This window comes from Arthrobacter sp. APC 3897 (genome assembly GCF_030407495.1).
Taxonomy (GTDB): domain Bacteria; phylum Actinomycetota; class Actinomycetes; order Actinomycetales; family Micrococcaceae; genus Arthrobacter_B.
On sequence record NZ_JASDDG010000005.1, the window covers coordinates 1 to 15,572 of the forward strand.

General features: G+C 64.6%; 15 protein-coding genes. 7 read left to right on the top strand and 8 right to left on the bottom strand.

Annotation, left to right across the window (positions count from 1 at the left end):
- Nucleotides 1–141: 141 nt before the first annotated feature.
- On the top strand, nucleotides 142–477 hold the full coding sequence (locus QMA10_RS03835; RefSeq protein WP_290166315.1) for a DUF6221 family protein: 336 nt from the start codon (nucleotides 142–144) through the stop codon (nucleotides 475–477).
- A 58-nt stretch (nucleotides 478–535) separates the two neighbouring features.
- Nucleotides 536–2,689, top strand: a complete 2,154-nt coding sequence (gene malQ / locus QMA10_RS03840; RefSeq protein ID WP_290166316.1) for a 4-alpha-glucanotransferase — start codon at nucleotides 536–538, stop codon at nucleotides 2,687–2,689.
- Nucleotides 2,690–2,784: 95 nt separating this feature from the next.
- Here the strand turns inward: malQ and QMA10_RS03845 are convergent, their stop codons facing one another.
- From QMA10_RS03845 to QMA10_RS03875, 7 genes are all read right to left on the bottom strand, one after another.
- Nucleotides 2,785–3,993 carry an ABC transporter permease gene (locus tag QMA10_RS03845; RefSeq protein WP_290166317.1) on the bottom strand — a complete coding sequence of 403 codons (1,209 nt, stop codon included), beginning with the start codon at nucleotides 3,991–3,993 and terminating at the stop codon, nucleotides 2,785–2,787.
- Nucleotides 3,990–4,874 carry an ATP-binding cassette domain-containing protein gene (locus QMA10_RS03850; RefSeq protein ID WP_290166318.1) on the bottom strand — a complete coding sequence of 295 codons (885 nt, stop codon included), beginning with the start codon at nucleotides 4,872–4,874 and terminating at the stop codon, nucleotides 3,990–3,992. The genes QMA10_RS03845 and QMA10_RS03850 overlap by 4 nt, the downstream gene beginning before the upstream one ends.
- Nucleotides 4,875–4,984: 110 nt before the next feature.
- Nucleotides 4,985–5,734 (bottom strand): response regulator transcription factor, encoded by a 750-nt coding sequence (locus QMA10_RS03855; protein WP_290166319.1) that lies wholly within the window; start codon nucleotides 5,732–5,734, stop codon nucleotides 4,985–4,987.
- 60 nt (nucleotides 5,735–5,794) lie between these two features.
- The gene (locus tag QMA10_RS03860) at nucleotides 5,795–7,189 is read right to left on the bottom strand and encodes a histidine kinase (protein ID WP_290166321.1); all 1,395 of its coding nucleotides are present in this window, start codon (nucleotides 7,187–7,189) and stop codon (nucleotides 5,795–5,797) included.
- A gap of 30 nt (nucleotides 7,190–7,219) precedes the next feature.
- Nucleotides 7,220–7,783: a hypothetical protein gene (locus QMA10_RS03865; RefSeq protein WP_290166323.1), complete on the bottom strand. Its 564-nt coding sequence runs from the start codon at nucleotides 7,781–7,783 to the stop codon at nucleotides 7,220–7,222.
- A 77-nt stretch (nucleotides 7,784–7,860) separates the two neighbouring features.
- Complete coding sequence (locus QMA10_RS03870) at nucleotides 7,861–9,783, bottom strand: hypothetical protein (RefSeq protein WP_290166325.1); 1,923 nt, start codon at nucleotides 9,781–9,783, stop codon at nucleotides 7,861–7,863.
- A gap of 4 nt (nucleotides 9,784–9,787) precedes the next feature.
- On the bottom strand, nucleotides 9,788–10,150 hold the full coding sequence (locus tag QMA10_RS03875; RefSeq protein ID WP_290166327.1) for a DUF6507 family protein: 363 nt from the start codon (nucleotides 10,148–10,150) through the stop codon (nucleotides 9,788–9,790).
- A gap of 225 nt (nucleotides 10,151–10,375) precedes the next feature.
- Here QMA10_RS03875 and QMA10_RS03880 point away from each other — a divergent pair, with 225 nt between their 5' ends.
- Together QMA10_RS03880 and QMA10_RS03885 are read left to right on the top strand one after the other, a co-directional pair.
- Entirely contained in the window at nucleotides 10,376–11,551 is a 1,176-nt protein-coding gene (locus QMA10_RS03880; protein ID WP_290166328.1) for a M20 family metallopeptidase, read from the top strand.
- 10 nt (nucleotides 11,552–11,561) lie between these two features.
- On the top strand, nucleotides 11,562–12,020 hold the full coding sequence (locus tag QMA10_RS03885; protein ID WP_290166329.1) for a hypothetical protein: 459 nt from the start codon (nucleotides 11,562–11,564) through the stop codon (nucleotides 12,018–12,020).
- Nucleotides 12,021–12,049: 29 nt separating this feature from the next.
- Here QMA10_RS03885 and QMA10_RS03890 read toward each other — a convergent pair whose 3' ends face one another.
- Nucleotides 12,050–13,141: an SMP-30/gluconolactonase/LRE family protein gene (locus QMA10_RS03890; protein WP_290166331.1), complete on the bottom strand. Its 1,092-nt coding sequence runs from the start codon at nucleotides 13,139–13,141 to the stop codon at nucleotides 12,050–12,052.
- A 341-nt stretch (nucleotides 13,142–13,482) separates the two neighbouring features.
- Here QMA10_RS03890 and QMA10_RS03895 point away from each other — a divergent pair, with 341 nt between their 5' ends.
- The 3 genes from QMA10_RS03895 (at nucleotide 13,483) to QMA10_RS03905 (ending at nucleotide 15,569) form a co-directional block, all read left to right on the top strand.
- The gene (locus QMA10_RS03895) at nucleotides 13,483–14,031 is read left to right on the top strand and encodes an acyl-CoA thioesterase (RefSeq protein ID WP_290166332.1); all 549 of its coding nucleotides are present in this window, start codon (nucleotides 13,483–13,485) and stop codon (nucleotides 14,029–14,031) included.
- Between the two features lie 83 nt (nucleotides 14,032–14,114).
- A complete protein-coding gene (locus QMA10_RS03900; protein WP_290166334.1) occupies nucleotides 14,115–14,735 on the top strand; it encodes a dihydrofolate reductase family protein in 621 nt (206 codons plus the stop codon).
- A 66-nt stretch (nucleotides 14,736–14,801) separates the two neighbouring features.
- Entirely contained in the window at nucleotides 14,802–15,569 is a 768-nt protein-coding gene (locus QMA10_RS03905) for an IclR family transcriptional regulator (protein ID WP_290166335.1), read from the top strand.
- The last annotated feature ends 3 nt before the right edge of the window (nucleotides 15,570–15,572 follow it).

Consider the following 15,572-nt stretch of genomic DNA (forward strand, 5'->3'; position numbering starts at 1 on the left):
GCGCTGACAGCTGGCACGGGCTCTCTTTCGTTCGACTAGTTATGTCAACTAAGCGTCCGGAAGAAATATTCCCGTCCCGGCATGGGGTTTTTCGGCACCACCCCCTGACACCGCGATTTATCCCCGCTTACGATCATGGGCATGGACATGGACATCGTGGATTTCCTGTTGACCCGCTTCCAGGACGACGCCGCGGAGTCCCGGAAGCTTCTGACGGCGAGGGGCGTTGCTCCGTCTGACCGCTGGTACGAGGAGCGGCTGCTGCGCGAGTGCGAAGCCAAACTCATGCTGATCGACATCATCGGCGGTGCCCGGCGCAATGCCTTGGCACGGATGCTCCTGGACCCCGACGGCCAGGGCAAACTGTTCGCCGATGAACTGGAATGGACCACGCTGGCGCTGGCCTCCATGGCTGCCGGCTACCAGGACCATCCCGATTATCAGGACGTCTGGCGGCTCACCGGAAAACGCGGCTGAGGGTAGCCGATTCCGTCCGGCTGGGCGAAGGCAGCCCGGGACGCTTAGATTGGCTGACATGACTGAAGCGAATATCACAGGCGACCCGGCCGGAGAGACCGAACTCCTGCAGGAGCTCGCCGAACATCATCAGATAGCAACCACGTTCAACGGCTGGGATGGAACCCGCCGTGAGGTTGCCAGCGAGACACTGAAGAAAATCCTGGGTGCGTTGGGGGTAGCCACGGAAACGGCGGCGGACCTGACACAGTCACTGGCTTCGGCACGCCTGCAGGGGTGGTACCAAACGCTGCCGGGCGCCGTCGTCGTGCGCGAACACCGCAGCCGAACCGTCCCCGTCCATTTGCCCGCCGGAGTGCACGCGGACGTCCGGATCGTGCTGGAGGACGGAAGCCGGCGCGGGCTGGAATGGCCGGCAGTGCCCGGCGAGGAGCTGGAGATTGACGGGATCCTGACCGGCCGCACCCTGATTCCGCTCCCGGAGGACCTCCCGCTGGGCTGGCACCGGCTCGAAGTGGCGGCGGGTGAGCGGCAGGCCGGCGCCGTTCTGGTGGTCACGCCGGAACGGCTGACGACAACCGCCGGCCTTGACCGCCGCCGGGCCTGGGGGCTCATGGCCCAGCTCTATTCGGTGCGTTCCTCCCGGTCCTGGGGCATTGGAGACCTGGGCGATCTCGCGGATCTCGCGGCACTCTCCGGCGGACGCCACGGCGCCGGCTTCCTCCTGACCAACCCGCTGCATGCGGCGGAACCGGTCCCGCCGGTGGAACCCTCGCCGTATCTGCCCACCACGCGCCGATTCTTCAACCCGCTCTACATCCGGGTTGAGGACATTCCCGAGTACGGCTATCTGCCGGGAGCAGACCGTGCCCGGGTTGAAGAAGCCGCCCGGTCCCTCGAGGCGGCCAACCATTCTGCCGAGAAGCTGGACCGCAACGCCACCTACGCCGCCAAACTCGCGGCGCTGGAGCTGATCTTTTCCGTACCCCGAAGCATCGCGCGGCAGCAGCAGTTTGAGCGTTTCTGCACGTTGGAGGGCAAAGGGCTGCAGGATTTCGCCCTCTGGTGCGCACTGTCCGAGAAGCTGCCGGCGGATGATCCCCAGTGGCAGCAGATCAACGGTCCGGACAGCGGGTGGGTCCGGGAGCACCGCTCCGCTTTCACCGAGCGCATCCGGTTCCATCAGTGGCTGCAGTGGATCTGCGACCAGCAGCTGGAAACAGCCCAGACAGCCGCCCGGAGCGCCGGCATGGACATTGGCATTGTGCATGACCTGGCCGTGGGCGTGCACCCCGCCGGGGCCGATGCCTGGATGCTTCGCCCGGTCCTGGCCCCCGGAGTTTCAGTGGGCGCCCCGCCGGACATGTTCAACCAGCAGGGCCAGGACTGGAGCCAGCCGCCGTGGCATCCCCGGCGGCTCGCGGACGCGGGCTACCTTCCCTACCGGGACATGCTGCGCACCATCCTCCGCCACGCAGGAGGCATACGGGTTGACCACATCCTGGGCCTGTTCCGCCTGTGGTGGATCCCGCAGGGATCGGGGCCCGGCGAGGGAGCATACGTGCACTTTGACCACGAGGCACTGATCGGGATTCTGGTCCTGGAAGCACAGCGTGCCGGTGCTGTGGTGATCGGCGAGGACCTGGGGGTCTTTGAGCCCTGGGTGCAGGAATACCTCGCCGAGCGCGGCGTGCTCGGCACTTCCATCCTGTGGTTTGAGCACGGCGACGCCGGACCCCGCCACCCGGAGCAGTACCGGAAGGGCGCCCTGACGTCAGTGAACACTCATGACCTCCCGCCCACGGCCGGTTACCTTGCCGGAGAGCACGTGGACCTGAGGGAGTCGCTGGGGCTTTTGAGCCGTCCGGTGGAGGAGGAGCGGGCAGCGGATGCCGCGGCCCAGGAATCCGTGCTGGCGCTGGTCCGCAGCGCCGGGCTGCTGCCTCAAGGAGCCAGCGGCACGGATAACGTCCAGCAGACCGTGGAGGCGCTCCACTCCTTCATTCTGCAGTCCCCCTCCGTGCTCATCGGCGTCGCACTCGCTGATGCCGTGGGGGAGCGGCGCACCCAAAACCAGCCCGGCACCGGGGATGAGTATCCCAATTGGCGCATTCCGCTGTGCGGCCCGGACGGCAAAGCAGTCCTGCTCGATGACCTGCCATCCAACGAGCGCTTCAACTCGCTGGCGGACCTGCTCAGGGACGCGATCTGACCCGGCCGCGATAACCGGTTGTCTCCGGGAAGCCCATGACGGCCGAAGAGGTGAAGACATGCCTCTTCGGCCGTCCGGCCTTCAGTGCCGAAAAATTAGGACTCCAGCTTCATAGCCTTGCGAAGGGTCAGTGCGCTGCCGCTCTGCATCACGGCCCGGCGGTAGATCTTCTCGCCGAAGCGCAGCAGGGCGTAGGCGGCGGCCAGGGCGATCGCCAGCGACAGGAAGGTTTCCCACAGCGGCACCTCCCCGTTGAGCATCCGCACCGGCATGGCCACGGTGGAGATCACCGGAACGTAGGATGCGGCGACCAGCAGCTGTCCCTTGGCGAACAGGCCGGCAAAGAGGGCCACGATGATGATGGTGAGCACCGGTCCGGAGCTGTTGTTCAGGTCCTCGGACCGGGAGGCCATGGAGCCGATCATGGCCCAGAGGGACGCGAGGATCAGGAAGCCGGCCAGGAAGAACACGAGGAACCAGCCTGAGGCCGGAATGATGGTCCCCGCCAGTTCCGCGGTGTCGGTGAAGGTCAGGGCAAGCAGTGCGGCTCCGGCATAGAGGGCCAGCTGGATCATGGCCAGAACGGTGTTGCCGGCCACCTTTCCGTAGAGCAGCTGCCGGATCGGAATGGCCGTGGCGAGGATCTCCACCACCCGGTTCTGCTTCTCCTCCAGAACCGAGGTGGCGATGGCCATGCCGAAGATGATGGCGGCCATGTAAAAAAGGAACCCAAACACGAATCCCGTGAACTGGGCAACAAACTGGTTCTCGGCACTGCCGTTCAGCAGGTCGGTTTGAAATTCGCTGCCCGCCAGCAGAGCTTCCGCCGTGGTCCCGGCATAACCGGCATTGATCTCCAGGGTGTACGCGCGCATGGCGTCGGCGATGCCCGCCTGCAGGCCGCTTGAGAGTTCCTCGTTGCCGATCAGCGTCCAGCCGTCGTAGGCCACCAGGAGCGCGGCGTCGGCTTCCCCTGAACGGACCAGTTCCTTGGCCTGCTCGGGGGAATCCGCTGTGACCGCTTCAAAACTTGTGGTGCCGCCGTCTGCCCGGCCTGCCTCATTGGCAGTCTCCACGATTTCCCTGGCAGGATTTTCGAGGGCGGTGCTCTGCATTTCGGTCACCGCCACTTTGTACTCGTCGGCACGGGTGCTCATGTAGGCGTTAAAGAGCACGGTGCCCACAATCAGGACCAGGGTGACGAGCGTTGAGATCAGGTAGCTGCGGTCGCGGGCCTTGACCATGACCTCGCGGAGGGTGACGATCGCCCAGGGCGGAGTGGGACGGGAAACGGTGGTGCTCATACTGCGGTCACCTCACGGTAGATTTCGCTAAGGGACGGACGGATGGGGGCGAACTCCTCGACGGAGCCGCGGGTGAGCGCGGTTGCCAGCAGCCGCTGCCGGGCACCGTCGTCGTCGAATTCCAGGACAGCGGTGGGACCGGCAACGTCCAGGACGCGCACGCCCGGCTCATCCCGAACCCAGCCGGCATCCGGAGAGACGGTAATCCGGTGCCGGTTGACGGCGCGGGCCCGCAGGTCATCGCCCGAGCCGGAGGCCACCACCCGGCCCTGCTGCAGGACCACCATGCTGTCGCAGAGCCGGTCCACCAGGTCCAGCTGATGGCTGGAAAAAAGAACGGGAACTCCGGCGGACGTGCGTTCACGCAGCAGTTCCACCATGGAGTCCACGGCCACCGGATCCAAGCCGGAGAAGGGCTCGTCCAGGATCAGCACACTTGGCTTGTGCAGCAGGGAGGCTGCGATCTGCACCCGCTGCTGGTTGCCCAGAGACAGGGACTCAAGCTTGTCCTTGGTCCGGTCGCCCAGCCCGAACCTTTCCAGCAGGTCCAGCGCACCCTTGCGGGCCTGCAACTGGCTCATGCGGTGCAGCTGACCAAGGTAGACCAGCTGATCGAGGATGGGCTGCTTGGGGTAGAGACCGCGTTCCTCGGGCATGTACCCGAAGGTGGAGCGGGCCAGAGCAGTCAGCGGGGCGCCGTCGAGCAGCACCTCGCCCGAGGTTGCACTCAGGACCCCCATGATCATCCGCATCGTGGTGGTCTTCCCGGCGCCGTTGGCGCCGACAAAGCCGGTCATTTGGCCGGACGGAACATCAAAACTGACGTTGTCGACCGCCACTTTGTCCCCGAATGTTCGGGTCAGGTTGCAAACCTGCAGCATGGTGGCTGCTCCTTTCCCGGGCGCGCCGGGCGTGATGGGGAATCTTGTCCCTTAACCCTAGAGGCGGCGGGAAGGCGGCGGATCGGCCGTGCGGGTGAACCGGCGCGGCCTCAGTTGGAGCTGCGGGCGGCAGACTCCGCGGGATTCTCCCCCGGAAGGATGAGGCCGCTTTCATAGGCGAACACCACCGCCTGCACCCGGTCGCGCACCTGGATCTTGGCCAGCAGGTTGGAGATGTGGGTCTTCACCGTGGCTTCAGCCAGGAACATCTCCCGGGCAATTTCAGCGTTGCTCCGGCCGGCGGCGATTTGGATGAGAACCTCGCGCTCGCGGGAGGTCAGGGAGTCGAGGAGCTTCTGCTGTTCCGCGGTGGCCGGAGCCGCCGGGGATGTTCCCGCGGCTTCCGTCCCTGTCCCGGCTCCTGCCTCGGACTCGAGCGAGCGGGCGAACCGCTCGATGACGCGGATGGTGACTTCCGGTGCCAGCAGCGCGTGGCCGCAGGCGACGGCGTGCACGGCCGCCACGAGGTCATCGGGATCCGCATTCTTCAGCAGGAAGCCGCTGGCTCCGGCCCGGATGGCATCGAAGAGATAATCCTCGCGTTCGAACGTGGTCAGGATGATGACCTTGGCAGTGCCGGCCCGCACCACTCGCTCCGTGGCGCGGATTCCGTCCAGGACCGGCATCTGCACGTCCATCAGAATGACGTCCACCGGGTGCTCGGCGGCAAAGTCCACAGCCTCGGCGCCGTTGGCCACCTGGCCCACCACCTCGATCTCATCCTCGACGGAGAGCATCATGGCAAAGCCGGCCCGCACCAGGGCCTGGTCATCAGCGAGCAGTACGTGAATTGGTTTCATGGTCTCCTTCATCCCCCCGTGCCACGAGCCTAGCGGGGTTTGCTCCGGCGGCAGGGAATCTCAACGCTGTGTGAAGCGGACGCGTACCCGCCACCCGCTGCCGGCCCGGGGTCCAATCTCCGCGGTTCCGCCGTGCAGCGCTGCCCGCTCCCGGATTCCCCGCAGACCGAATCCGGAGCCGGGCTGTCCGCCCGTCCGGGGGAGGCCGTCGTCGACCGTTTCCACCTCAAGCCAGCGCACGCCGTCGGTTGAGCCGCTGCGCAGGGCGACGACGGCGGAACCGGCAGTAGAATGCCGGCGCACGTTGGCGAGGGATTCCTGGACAGTGCGGTAGACGGACAGGGCCAGCGGAGCCGCGACGTTCTCCAGCGCTCCCGGGGTGTCTTCGATCCGGGTGAAGGTCACCCGCAAACCGTTGGCGCCATGTTCGGCCACCAGCGCATCCAGGTCCGCAAGACCGGGTTCCGGGCGGCGGTGGGCGCTGTCCCCGGCGGGGTCCGCTTCGTCGCCGGCCCGCAGCACGCCCAGCAGGGAACGCATTTCCTGCACCGCCTCCCGGCTCGACTCCTCGATGGTTTGCAGGGCTCCTGCAGCCGTTTCGGGTTTCTTCTCCATCACCCGCCGGGCCGCCCCGGCGTGCACGCCGATGACCGCGATGTGGTGCGCGACGACGTCGTGCAGTTCCCGTGCGATCCGCAGCCTTTCGTTCACCACTGCCTGGTGTGCGAGCTCGGCGGACTGGGTGCGCAGCTGCACGGCCTGCTCGGCCAGACGCTCGCGCTGGTGCGCACTGCGCCAGGAGGTGAGCCCGAACAGGATGGCTCCGCCAAAAAAGGCGGCATTGATCAGGAATGAATAGACGGCATACGAGGCCAGCGGAGGCAGGAGACCGCCGTAGGTTTCATCGTCCTCCGGGGCGTTCTCTTTGAGGTTTTCGACGAAGGAGTCATAGGCGCTGGACATGGTGAACCCGAGGATCAGCCACAGTCCCATTGCCGCGATTACCGCCACCAGTGCCAGCCGGAGCAGCCGCCGGTCCCGCGCCCAGGCCACGCCGGAGTAGATGGAAGCAAAGTACGCAGCTTGAAAAGCGAGCTGGTTGCTGATGGCCGGCATATAGGTGCTCAGGAGAAAGAAAAGCGATGATGACACCAGCAGGACACTGACCGGGAAACGGCGCCGAAGAGCCAGGGGCGCCACCATCAGCGCGAGCACCAGATGCTGGAGCCAGAACGGGCGGTCCTCCCCGCCCAAGGCACCGAATCCGCGGCTGGTTTCAAGCGCAAGGGCGGCAACCACAATGACGGCGGCGGTTCCGATGACGTCCCGCCGCATCTGATCCGGCGTAGGGGCCGGGCGTTCCCAGCCGTCGTCGTTCTTCTTTCGCAGCCGCTCCCGGATCCAACCGGGGCTTTGGGGCGGGGTGCTTTGGTCTATGGTCGCGCTCTCGATCATGGAACACAGTCTTCGATCATGGAGCACAGTCTAGGGCGCGCCGGCCTGGGCTGGGTCAGCTTTCTCCGCATCGGAGTCATAGTACTTACTGCTGACACCGTAGTCGGGGTCCAGTTTTGAGCGGGTCATCCGATGGTTGTCGGGGTTCTTCAGGCACGGGCTGGTGATGACGACGCTCACGTTCCGGCTGCTGGTGAGCTCGGCATGGTCATAGCGGGCGCTGAGTTGCAGATCCGCATTGTGGTAACGCATGACGTGGACATCGCCGTTGGTTTCCGGCTCGTTGCGCAACTCCTCATCCCGGACCCAACCCACTGTTTCGAGATGGCTTTTCCACGCGTTCATGGCTCCCTGGGCGGATTCGTGATCCGCGTATCTGCCCACCAGCCATCCGAGGGCGCGGGTCCGGGTATTCCAGTTGTGCTCCTGCAGGGGATCAAGGCACGATTCTTCCTTGAGCTGCTGGACGGCAAGCAGCGACCCTTCGCCGCTGAGCGTCAGCAGGTCCGGCAGGATGGTTTCCAGTTCGGGGAGCACTTCGGCAGCGGGGCGCGGGGATGGCTCGGACGGATCCGGTGTTTCGGCTTCTGACATGACGGTGCAGCCTCCCAGACTCAAGATCAACAGTGCGGCGGCAGTGAGCCGCTGCAGTTTCGGGGCACGTTCCTGCATCAGATGCCTGCACTTTCCACAGGTACCGAAGGCATTTTTTCTCCCGCGTAATTCTGCGGTGCGGTTTGTAAGGGACTGTACGTCCACATGCCGCCTTCATCCACGAATACTTCGTCGGGAACGTACGGAAACACATCTTCACCGAGCACCACCCGGCGCATGTTCAGCATGGCCGTTGAGTCCGGCGAGAAATACTGCTGGTGGCCCGAAACCAGCGCGTCACCCTCATCATGGTCTATGAACCCGGATTCCAGCCGCAGCACGTCCATCTGCTGCGGGTCTCCGCCCTGGGAAATCCCGCCCAGAATCTGCGCCAGCACAATGGGATCAGCCCGGGCCTGGATCCAATACCGGTGGGCTTCCCGGTTCTGGGTATCTTCCACACTGTCGACGTTGTTGCCGGCACCGGAAGGGGCGAGATAAATAATGTTGGTGGAATTGAGTCCTTCTCGTTCGCCTGTGCCCACCAGAGCTGCCCCGGCACTGTACCCGATGTACGTGGTTCTCGTTTTGGGCGGCAGTTCAAGATCAAGGGCTGCGTCGAAACCGGCAATAAGGGGTCCGCCCGTTTCGTTGTAGGTGCTGGACCGGTTGTCCGGCACCTTATCGGGGAGGTCGGTGCCCTGCCAGTAGAACGAGAGATCCTTCGACCCCCGGTCCGGTGCGATGTTGTCCAGCCGTAGGGAGTAATCTTCCAGAGCCGACAGATCCGCGGCCGTCCCGGGGACCAGGACGGTGTTGATTTCCGTGGCCGGAGACGGAGTGCCGTTCATGGTGACGATACGGCCGTCTCCCTCCAAGCTGATCATCACCACCCGCCTGTTTTTCTCCATGGCGTTGTCCAGGCCTGTCTTCTTTTTGTTCAGTTCTTCCCAGACGGAGCGGAGCGAAGTGTGAAGCGCCTGTTCCGCCGGGTTCTGTGCGAAGTAACCCTCAACCGGTTCCCCTCCCATAGCGGCCATTTGCCGGGTGACCTGTTCACGCAGCCCGGCAACGGTGACGATGTTGGCGAAGGCCCGCTGTTCCATGGGTATGCCGTTCATGTTCCCGAACGTGCCGGGGTACAGCAGCAGCAGCCGTTTTTGTTCCGGGTCCGTGAGATTCAGCCAGGCCTCCCGGATCCGCGCAATGCCTTCCGGTGCCAGCGTGGCGGTGAGGCTGCCCCGCTCCCGCCGGTAGCCGTAGCTGCTGACGTTGCCCATGGTCCGTTCCGGATCCTGACGGTGGCGGGGCATCTTGTTGGTGGCCAGTATCAGTGCTGCCTCCGGGTTGATGCTGGCCCATTCGCGGAGTTCTTCAGCATTGAGGTGAAGGATGGACTCCACAACAGCTTCCGGATCGATGGCACTGATGTCGTCCAGAGTGGATGTCAGGTGAAGCCAGTCAACCGAGGGGAGTGTTCCGCCGCCAATCGCGGGTGTAACCGGAAGCCCGTCTCCGGTACCTCCGGTTATGCCGGCCAGTTCCGCCGCTGTGCTTCCGGTGAGGGTGTTCCACCTGTCCTTCAGGGACCGGACCCGGTCATTGAAATCCGCGGCGGCGCGTTCGGCGGCGGCCCTGTCCTCAGGAACGGAATTCCCTGCTTCCGCGGCCAGTCTCAGGAGCCCGGCGCGTTCGGCGTCGAGGGACTCCGATTCGCGCTGCAGCGGCCGCCCGGCTGCCGCAAAATCCTGCACGGCGGCGCAGGCGGAAGACAGGGCCACAACCCAACCCACAGTGGGATCGCGCAGGTCCTTCAACGCAGCGCGAACCCGTTCCTCAGTGCCGGGATGGTGGTAGGCCTGCTGCAGCCCGTTCCATGCGGCGGAGGCAGCATCGAGGATGGCGGGGGCCGTGGATGCCCTGGCCCGCATGTCTTCCACCGCAACAGAGAGTTCAGTCCAGGGGACGTCGATGCGGGGAACCGGGTCGATGGATGGCATGGTGTCAGGCCACGGGAGTCTTGGGACGGTGACGGGGTACCGGAGCGGCGAAGTCCGTGCTGATGCGTGCCAGAGCCTGGTGGGCACTGTCCGTCATCTCCCGGTTGGCCGCCACGAAGGCCCGGGCGGCTTCAGCGACGCTGTCTGCCTTGCGGAACACCAGGCTGGAAACCCGTTGTGCTACATCCTCCCGGGGTTTCCAGAAGTTTCGGAAGGCCTCCGCAACGTCCCGGGCCATGCCGAATCCGGCCGCGGCGTCGTCGCCCGCCTGCCTGGCAGCGTTCGCTGACTCGTTCAGTGCCGTGCCTTCGGCGGCAACCGCCATGAGCACGGCTTGTACGGCCGCTGTGTCAATGTCATAGTGCATGAGCTTGCCCCCTCGTGCGCCCAGAGTAGGCGGGGGCGCTTCCCTGCGGCACGGGTAATGCCGCCACTGTGGAAAACTCTCGCGGTGCCCGGCCCTTCTGCGGGTTTCGGGACTGCGGCGAAGCGCTGCGCGGCTGTGCCGGCGGCAGGAGGAATGGTTTACTCCTTAGTGACACTCCTGCCGCTGCTGCGGCCGGGCATCAGCGCGGATGACAGGACTCAATGCATGTTTGTTACTGAAGCACAGGCAATCCTTCCGGAACTTGTAGCGCTGCGGCGCGAACTCCACCAGGATCCGGAGACGGGACTCGACCTCCCGCGGACCCAGTCCCGCATTCTTGCTGCGCTGGAGGGTCTGAACCTGGAAATCACTCTGGGATTGAAAGCCTCATCCGTAGTCGCTGTGCTGCGGGGAGCCGAGCCGGGACCGGCAGTCCTGCTGCGCGGGGATATGGACGCACTCCCCGTGAGGGAGCTGACGGATGTGGAGTACGCCTCGACCAACGGAAACATGCACGCCTGCGGGCATGACCTGCATGTGGCAGGGCTGGTGGGCGCCGCGAAGCTGCTGTGCGCCCAGCAGCAGGATCTGGCCGGCAGCGTCATCTTCATGTTCCAGCCCGGGGAAGAGGGCCACAACGGGGCCAGCCTGATGATCGATGAAGGCGTGCTCGACGCCGCCGGGGAACGCCCCGTTGCCGCCTATGGGATCCACGTGCGTCCCGGTCCGTTGGGTGTTTTCCGCACCAAACCGGGCACCCTGATGGCCGGAGCGAACGAGCTGCGCATTACCGTCAAGGGCTCCGGCGGCCACAGTTCCCAGCCGCAGACCGCCGTCGACCCCGTCCCTGCGCTCACGGAGATTGCCTCCGCTCTGCAGACCATGTCCACCCGGCGGTTCTCCGTCTTCGACCCGATTGTCCTGACCGTTACGCAGCTGGAAGCAGGGGAGGCAATCAACGTCATTCCCGATACGGCGAAGCTGGGCGCATCCGTGCGGACCCTGTCCGAGGAGTCGCTGGACCGGGTGATTTTGGAGTCCAAGGCGCTCGCCGAAGGGATAGCGGCGGCGCACGGCTGCAGCGTCGACGTCGATTTCACTGTCCGCTACCCGGTCACCCGCAACGACGACGGCCGGACCCGTGAAGCACTTGCCGACCTGAGGTCACTGTTCGGCGAAGACCGGGTGCTGGAATCCCGTGATCCGCTGATGGGCTCCGAGGATTTCTCCCTGGTGCTGGATGAAATTCCCGGGACCTTCCTGTTCCTGGGCGCCACGCCGCCGTCACTGGACCCCGAAAACGCAGCCTGGAACCACTCCCCGCGGGTGCTCTTTGACGACTCCGTGCTGGGCGACCAGGCCGCCGCACTTGCCCAGCTGGCATACAACCGCCTCACGTAAGCTTGGCCCCATGTCTCTTGTCCCACGCCTTGCCGCGGCTGCGGCCCGACCTGCCCCGCCGACGTCGAAACCCCGGCGGCTGGGCGCCGTCGTCCTTGGTGCGTTCCTGGCGTTTGCCGGAACCTCGCACCTGACGTTTGCCCGTTCGGAGTTTCAGGCGCAGGTTCCGGACTGGGTGCCGCTGGACGACGACGCCGTGGTGCTGCTGTCCGGAGCAGTGGAGATCAGTCTCGGAGCGGCCCTGATTCTGCTCCGCAGGCGGCGGGTGCCGGTGGGATGGGCTGCGGCGGCGTTCTTTGTGCTGATCTTCCCGGGCAACATTTCCCAGTACGTCACGCAAACCGACGCGTTCGGGCTGGATTCGGACTCGAAGCGTTTGGGGCGACTGTTCTTCCAGCCGCTGCTGGTGATCTGGGCGCTGTGGTCAACAGGTGCATGGAAAGCGCTGCGGGACGGCGCGGAGAAGTAGCGGCCGGGAGGTCCCCGTGCCGGCCGGGCCTAGCCGCCGTTGGACTGGCGGATACCGGTCCCCAGCGCCTCGAATGAATAGACGAAGCCGCCGTCAGCGCCGCTGACTGTCAGGTAGGCCTCGGAAGTGCCCGGCTTAATGGCCACGTTGGTGGCTGATGACAGGCCTTCGGCGTCGGCAGGCGGAACCGAGACCGTTCCGAGGTGCCTGCCCTCCGGGCTGTAGATGAAGATGCTCGGCTGTCCGTGCACTGCCTGGTAAATGTTTCCGTCCGCGTCCACGGCATTGGAATCGATCTGGCTCCTGCCGCCGCTGAAATGCACCCCCGGGTGTGAGGCGGTCACAGCGGTCCGGTCCTCGCTCAGGCCAAAGTAATCGATGCGGTTGTCGGAATACTGGCTTATCCAAAGGCCCGTAAAGTCTTCTGTGAAGGAGATGCCGTTGGGCGCGGGGAGGTCCTTCGCCAGGACTGTTGGCTCCGAGGTGTCCTTGTCGATCCGGATAATCCTGCCCTGTGCCTTCGCCGCTGGTCCGTCATGGCCCGTGGTGTCGCTAAGGAAAAGGTGTCCGTCCTCGTCGAAAGCCAGGTCATCGAGCTTCATGGGGGCTCCCTCGACCTCACCCGCAAAGACAGTCTGCGGATCCTTGCCCCCGGCAGTAATACTGGTGATCTTTCCGCCCAGGAAATCTGTCAGATACAAGCGTCCGTCCTGTGGACTGAACTGTGCGGAGGTATAGACACCGGCGTCGTCAGTGTAAATTCCCTCCGACGTTTGGGCGTCGACATCGATCTTATGAACTTTTGGATCTCCGGGAGGCGCTGTCACGTCGACGACGAACAGCCCGCCGTCGGGACCGAACGTCGGCCCTTCGATCAGTGTCATGCCAGTCTCCGGGTGGACCTCGCTCACCTGGACCACTTTTTCGGCAGTGATCTTGGCTGCGGCTTCAGGGACCATGCTCTGACTGCCGTTCTCCGGGGAAGCCGCGGGTGTTTCCTGCCCTGCACAACCGGCAAGGGCTCCGATCATGCCCAGCGCCGCTGCTCCGCGCCAGATCGCGGCGGGCTGACGGGTGCGTTGTCTCGATCGGCGTTCTGCTGTTCGGGGATGCTGTGACATCTGATGCTCCATAGAGGACGTGGGGTCCTTCGGATGGCCGAACGCCGTGCAGTCCTTCACGGGCTGGCGGCTGGTCATCCAAAGTGCTTAGGGTCATCCTAACCAATTTCGGGGGAATCCGGACCGTACTGCGGCTCGGCCTCGGAGCCGGCCCATGAACTTACAATCGGCGGTATAAATTTCCGTCACATGGCCGGTAATGTTTGATCCCCGGAAGTGCCGGGGAACCCGGTCACCCACGGCCCTGTAGCGGGTAAATTCGCCATGAAGCCAGTGTGCGTATCCGTGTCCGCCCGGACAGTGGGTAGCCCACTAAGTTACTGACCAGTAATATAGCGTCCATGCACCTTCTCCTTCGCACCCTCCTGGTCCTGATCCGTTCCCGCAGGCGTCCAAAACTGGACTTCTTCGACTCGTCCTCGCTTCCGATGCGGGTGCTCCCCACGGACATCGACATTGCCATGCACCTGAACAACGGCATGTACTTTTCACTGATGGACCTCGGCCGCTTCGACCTCATGGTCCGCAGCGGCTTCTGGGACACCATGCGGCGCAAGGACTGGAACCCGGTGGTGGGCAACGAAACGATCAGCTTCCGCAAATCCCTTCAGCTGGGCCAGCGGTACACGATCGAAACCAAGGTCATCGGCTTCGACGACCGCGCCACTTACATCGAACAGCGCATGGTGGCCGACGGCGAAATCTATGCCCGTGCCTACATCGCCGCCCGCTTCGTGTCCAAGAACGGTCCGGTGAGCAACGAGGAAATCTTCAAAGCCGCCGGCGTCCTGCCTCCCTCGGATCTGGAATTGCCCGAGTGGGTTCGGCAGTGGCGGGCCGACGGCGCACTTCCGAGCACCCGTCGACCGGCACCGCACGCCTGGGCATAGGGTGCAGGAGAGCTGAGGGCCGGAGCGGCAAAAGGCACGGCAGTCATACCGGCAGGGGCCCGCTCCGGCGTAAATTGGCCCCTATGACACTCTCGGTCAACATATTCCTGAGTTTGGACGGCGTGATGCAGGGCCCCGGTTCAGTGGATGAAGATCTGTCCGGAGGCTTTGACCGCGGCGGATGGCTGGCGCCTTACCTCCATGACCTCACGGTGGGCCAGATTGTTAACGGCTGGCTGGCGAGGGCGGATTCGCTGCTCCTGGGCAGGTATACCTACGACATGATGCACCCCTTCTGGGAACTCGTCACCGACCCGGATGACGCCGTTGCCTACGCCCTTAACCACCTCCCGAAATACCTGGTTTCCTCCACTGTGGAAAACCCGACGTGGCACAACACCCGGGTTCTGCCCGGGAACCCGCTGAATGCCGTCGAAGAGCTGAAGCGGGGGCGCGGGGAGATTCAGGTCCACGGCAGTCACCGCCTGGCGAGGACACTGCACGACGCCGGATTGGTGGACGAGTTTCGGCTGCTCGTCTTTCCCGTGGTGGTGGGGACGGGAAAACGTCTCTTTGACGCCGGATCCGTACCATCGGGCTTCCAGGTGCTCGAATCGGAAACGCTGGACAGCGGTACGTTCCATTTGAGGCTGCGGCCAATCCCGTTTGGAACCGCAGAGATGGGGTCGCGCTTCGCACTCTGACCGAAGTGCAAGAAAGAGTTTCCGCCATGCGATAAAGTGTGCAGGAAAATCTCGGAAGGAAAACCCATGGCCGGAAAAGCCGCCGGTTCCGGCGTGCAGTCAGTCGAACGCGTTTTTGAGCTGCTGGAGATCATTGCGGATGCCGGCGGCGCCGTTACGCTGAGCGAGCTTTCGGCTTCCACGGATCTGCCGCTTCCCACCATTCACCGGCTGCTCCGAACCCTGGTAACCCTTGGGTATGCCCGGCAGCTGCCCAACCGGCGCTACACCCTGGGGCCGCGCCTCATTCCGTTGGGCGAGGGGGCCACAAAGCAGCTTGGTTCCCTGGCCCTTCCCCAGCTCAAGAAGCTGGTTGACGGGCTCGGAGAGACAGCCAACATCGCGGTGCTGGATTCAGACATGGTGGTCTACCTGGCACAGGTCCCCTCCCAGCATTCGATGCGGATGTTTACCGAGGTTGGCCGCCGGGTTCACCCCCATGCCACCGGTGTCGGCAAGGCCATCCTGGCGCAGCTGCCCGATGACAAGGTGCGCGAAATCGTCGCCCGCAGCGGGATGCCGACGCCCACCGATAAGACCATCGGAACCGTGGACGAGCTGTTGGCAGACCTCCGACAGGTCCGCAAGCGCGGATATGCCGTTGATGAACAGGAGCAGGAGCTGGGCGTGCGCTGTTTCGCCATCGCCGTGCCGGATGCTCCCACCCCCACGGCGGTTTCGGTTTCCGGCCCCATCTCCCGGGTGGACGAAGGCTTCGCCGCGCGTGCTGTTCCGCTGCTGCGCTCTGCGGCCACCTCCCTTTCGCAGGAGTTCAACGGCCAGGAACCCGGTTAAGGG

What these genes read in the sequence shown, in the direction of transcription:
- QMA10_RS03845 (WP_290166317.1), bottom strand. Translation starts at nt 3,993, where the DNA reads ATGAGCACCACCGTTTCCCGTCCCACTCCGCCCTGGGCGATCGTCACC.
- QMA10_RS03860 (WP_290166321.1), bottom strand. Translation starts at nt 7,189, where the DNA reads ATGATCGAGAGCGCGACCATAGACCAAAGCACCCCGCCCCAAAGCCCC.
- QMA10_RS03890 (WP_290166331.1), bottom strand. Translation starts at nt 13,141, where the DNA reads ATGTCACAGCATCCCCGAACAGCAGAACGCCGATCGAGACAACGCACC.
- QMA10_RS03850 (WP_290166318.1), bottom strand. Translation starts at nt 4,874, where the DNA reads ATGCTGCAGGTTTGCAACCTGACCCGAACATTCGGGGACAAAGTGGCG.
- QMA10_RS03905 (WP_290166335.1), top strand. Translation starts at nt 14,802, where the DNA reads ATGGCCGGAAAAGCCGCCGGTTCCGGCGTGCAGTCAGTCGAACGCGTT.
- malQ (WP_290166316.1), top strand. Translation starts at nt 536, where the DNA reads ATGACTGAAGCGAATATCACAGGCGACCCGGCCGGAGAGACCGAACTC.
- QMA10_RS03900 (WP_290166334.1), top strand. Translation starts at nt 14,115, where the DNA reads ATGACACTCTCGGTCAACATATTCCTGAGTTTGGACGGCGTGATGCAG.
- QMA10_RS03855 (WP_290166319.1), bottom strand. Translation starts at nt 5,734, where the DNA reads ATGAAACCAATTCACGTACTGCTCGCTGATGACCAGGCCCTGGTGCGG.
- QMA10_RS03880 (WP_290166328.1), top strand. Translation starts at nt 10,376, where the DNA reads ATGTTTGTTACTGAAGCACAGGCAATCCTTCCGGAACTTGTAGCGCTG.
- QMA10_RS03895 (WP_290166332.1), top strand. Translation starts at nt 13,483, where the DNA reads ATGCACCTTCTCCTTCGCACCCTCCTGGTCCTGATCCGTTCCCGCAGG.
- QMA10_RS03870 (WP_290166325.1), bottom strand. Translation starts at nt 9,783, where the DNA reads ATGCCATCCATCGACCCGGTTCCCCGCATCGACGTCCCCTGGACTGAA.
- QMA10_RS03875 (WP_290166327.1), bottom strand. Translation starts at nt 10,150, where the DNA reads ATGCACTATGACATTGACACAGCGGCCGTACAAGCCGTGCTCATGGCG.
- QMA10_RS03865 (WP_290166323.1), bottom strand. Translation starts at nt 7,783, where the DNA reads ATGTCAGAAGCCGAAACACCGGATCCGTCCGAGCCATCCCCGCGCCCC.
- QMA10_RS03835 (WP_290166315.1), top strand. Translation starts at nt 142, where the DNA reads ATGGACATGGACATCGTGGATTTCCTGTTGACCCGCTTCCAGGACGAC.
- QMA10_RS03885 (WP_290166329.1), top strand. Translation starts at nt 11,562, where the DNA reads ATGTCTCTTGTCCCACGCCTTGCCGCGGCTGCGGCCCGACCTGCCCCG.